Origin of the sequence: Pseudomonas sp. NPDC088429 (assembly GCF_044753305.1) — a bacterium.
In the GTDB taxonomy this organism is placed as follows: Bacteria; Pseudomonadota; Gammaproteobacteria; order Pseudomonadales; family Pseudomonadaceae; genus Aquipseudomonas; species Aquipseudomonas rustica.
Genome location: NZ_JBIVMX010000134.1, coordinates 1 through 3611, shown reverse-complemented (window position 1 = coordinate 3611; position 3611 = coordinate 1). Strand labels below are relative to the sequence as shown.

Here is a 3611-nt window from a genome sequence, read left to right as displayed (position 1 = left end):
GCGCGACTTCAATGCGCGCCGCCTCCGGTGGCAGTACTTCTTCGATGCCCTCTGGCAGCAGCCAGCGGTCTACCGTTGCCATTACGCCATTCCCCTTTGATCCGGGCGGCCAGCACGAGGGCGAGCCTTGAGTGAAGCAGAAAATGATCAGTCCGTTCAAAACGCACGCGCATGAACGACGCAGCGAAAGGCCTGTCAGCGGCTTCGCCCATCACTTTCCTCGAAAAACTGTCGGGCCATTCAACCCGATGCCTGCAACAAAAAACAGCAATCAAACGTGCAGACGCAAAAAAGCCGGGAATTTCCCGGCTGCCGCATCATACACACGTTTTCCGAAAGGATCACCCCGCCCGAGGTTTTAGCCGCCGGGCGGAATGATTCAGGTCAACGTCGTATCAAGGCTTGGACTTTTCCAGGTAACGGAAGAAGTCGCTGCTTGGGTCGAGGACCAGTACGTCGGATTTGTTCGCGAAGCTTTCACGGTAGGCGCGCAGGCTACGGTAGAAACCGTAGAACTCCTGATCCTGACCGTAGGCCTTGGAGTAGATCGCAGCGGCCTGAGCATCACCGTCACCGCGAACCTCTTCGGATTCACGATAGGCTTCTGCCAGCAACACGCGGCGTTGACGATCGGCGTCGGCACGGATGCCTTCTGCAAGCTCGTTACCCTTGGCGCGGTGCTCGCGAGCCTCACGCTCACGCTCGGTGCTCATACGTTCGAACACGCTGCGGTTTACTTCTTTCGGCAGATCGATGGTCTTGACCCGGACATCGATGACTTCGATACCCAGCTCTTTTTCTGCCATCGAGTTCAGCGATGCGGTGATGTCAGCCATCAGCGCATCACGCTCACCCGACACTACTTCGTGCAGGGTGCGCTTACCGAACTGGTCACGCAGACCGGATTCGAGACGACGGGACAGACGCTCGTCGGCGATTTGCTTGAGGCCGGAAGTTGCGGTGTAGAAGCGCTCGGCATCTTTCACGCGCCACTTGGCGTAGGCATCGACCATGACAGCTTTCTTTTCCAGGGTCAGGAAGCGCTGTGTCGGTGCATCCAGCGTCATCAGACGTGCGTCGAATTTACGCACCTGGTTAACGTAAGGCACCTTCACATGCAGGCCCGGCTGAACATCAGCCTGAACCACGCGACCGAATTGCAGCATCACCGCACGCTCGGTCTGAGCCACGATGTAGAAGCAGTTCCAGCCCACCAGTAGCACAACGACGCCAACGATCAGGGCGATCAGCGATTTATTGCTCATCAGCGGGTCTCCCTTGTGCGCGTCTGCGGCAGGTCAGTGACGTGCGGCGCGGCATCCGTGTTGTTGCTGGCAGCGGCCGAACCGGTGACCGGCGCATTGCTGCCCGAGCTGTTCTGAATCATTTTGTCCAACGGCAGGTACAACAGGTTGCTCTGGCCGTTTTTGTTACCGGTCACGAGTACCTTGCTGGTGTTGCTGAAGACTTCCTGCATGGTGTCCAGGTACAGACGCTCGCGGGTGACTTCAGGTGCCTTGCGATACTCGGCGACCAGTTTGGTGAAGCGATCCGCCTCACCCTTGGCACGCGAGACCGTTTCGTCACGGTAACCGTTGGCATCTTCGATGATGCGCTGGGCCTGACCACGGGCTTCCGGCACGACGCCGTTGGCGTAGGTTTCAGCCTGGTTGCGCGAACGCTGCTCGTCTTCACGGGCGCGGATCACGTCATCGAAGGCTTCCTGCACTTCACGCGGGGCTGCCGCGTTCTGTACGTTGACCTGAGTCACAGTGATACCGGTGCGGTAAGTATCGAGGAAGCGTTGCAGACGCTCCTTGATTTCGCTGGCCATCAATTCACGACCTTCGGTCAGCACCTGATCCATGGCGGTCGAACCCACCACGTGGCGCAGGGCGCTGTCGGTCGCATGTTGCAGGCTGATTTCCGGCTGATCGACGTTCAGCACGAAGTCCTGCAGGTTGCTGATCTTGTACTGCACGGTCAGCGGCACTTCGACGATGTTCTCGTCTTCGGTGAGCATCTGGCCCTGCTTGGTGTACGCACGCTCACGCGTTACGTTTTCCATGTACTTCTTGTCGATCGGCGGCAGGTAGATGTTCAGGCCCGGGCCAACAGTCTCGTAGTACTTGCCGAAGCGCAGCACCACGGCCTGCTCCTGCTCGTCGACCACATAGACCGCGCTGTACAGCCAGATAGCCGCCAGCACGACGAGGACGATGCCGATCAGACCGCCGAAGCCGCCACGGCTTTTGCCGGAACCCCCGCCGTCATCACCGCGTTTTTTACCACCACCGAACAACCCGTTCAGGCTTTCCTGCAGCTTTCGGAAGGCCTCGTCGAGATCTGGTGGCCCCTTGCGGTCGCCGTTATTGCGGCGTTTGCCACCCCAAGGATCCTGATTATTCGAGTTGCCACCCGGCTCATTCCAAGCCATAGCGCTCTCCATCTGATAAAGCAAAGACGCACCCACGGCGCGCCGACCAATGCTACAGAATGCCTGCCGTCACGGCACAACCGCTTCTTCAGGCTTTTATTGCAAAGTGTGTTGCTCGATGAATTCCATCGGCTGCAATCCTTCGCGGCTTACCAGTCGATTCAGCTCGACCCGGGGCAAACGAACGGCCAGCAAACTGATGCCTTCTTCGTCGTGTTCTTCTTTCTGTACCGCACCAAGTTCGAAAAACTGCGCACGCAGTCGGGCGAATCGTTGCGGCAAGCGCAGGGTACCGACAAACAAATCACTGCCGAGCAATTCGGCGATGGCTTGTTCAAGCAATTCCAGACCACTGCCATCACGCGCCGAAAGCCAGACCCGCTGGGGCTTGCCGTTTTCGTCGCGCTGGATTTGTGGCTCAACGCCTTCAAGCAAATCGAGTTTGTTATAGACCTCGAGGATCGGCAAGTCCTGGGCACCAATCTCGCCCAGCACCACCATCACCTGCTCGATCTGCAACATGCGATCCGGTTCTGCTGCATCGATCACGTGCAACAGCAGATCGGAGTTGCTCGACTCTTCGAGGGTAGACCGAAATGCTTCAACCAGCTTGTGCGGCAAGTGACGAATGAAGCCCACCGTGTCCGCCAGAACAATCGGCCCCAGGTCGTCAATGTCGAGACGGCGCAGGGTCGGATCCAGCGTGGCGAACAATTGGTCGGCCGCGTAGACGTCGGATTTCGTCACGTTGTTGAAGAGTGTGGATTTGCCGGCGTTGGTATATCCCACCAGAGAAACGGTCGGGATATCCGCGCGGGAACGGCCGCGACGCGACTGCTCGCGCTGGCTGCGCACCTTCTCGAGCCGGCCCTTGATCTGGCGCAGGCGAACCCGCAGCAAACGGCGGTCGGTTTCGAGTTGGGTTTCACCCGGGCCACGCATGCCGATACCGCCACCTTGACGCTCAAGGTGAGTCCAGCCACGAACCAGGCGGGTGCTCATGTGGTCAAGCTGGGCCAGTTCGACCTGGAGCTTGCCTTCATGGGTACGGGCGCGTTGGGCGAAAATATCGAGAAACACGCCGGTACGGTCGATCACGCGACACTCGAAAACACGTTCGAGGTTACGTTCCTGACTGGGCGTGAGGATGTGATTGAAGATCACCAGATCGGCT

4 protein-coding genes are annotated in these 3611 nt (G+C 58.7%); all 4 read right to left on the bottom strand.

Annotated features, from left to right (window positions below):
* Positions 1–82 (bottom strand): hypothetical protein (locus tag ACIP66_RS28315; protein ID WP_400652551.1); only part of this gene is annotated, 82 nt, incomplete at its 3' end.
* A 313-nt stretch (positions 83–395) separates the two neighbouring features.
* A complete protein-coding gene (gene hflC, locus ACIP66_RS28310; RefSeq protein ID WP_400652549.1) occupies positions 396–1265 on the bottom strand; it encodes a protease modulator HflC in 870 nt (289 codons plus the stop codon).
* Positions 1265–2437, bottom strand: a complete 1173-nt coding sequence (gene hflK / locus ACIP66_RS28305; RefSeq protein ID WP_053116773.1) for an FtsH protease activity modulator HflK — start codon at positions 2435–2437, stop codon at positions 1265–1267. The genes hflC and hflK overlap by 1 nt, the downstream gene beginning before the upstream one ends.
* A gap of 96 nt (positions 2438–2533) precedes the next feature.
* The coding region (gene hflX, locus ACIP66_RS28300; RefSeq protein WP_400652546.1) for a ribosome rescue GTPase HflX at positions 2534–3611 on the bottom strand (1078 nt) is incomplete at its 5' end.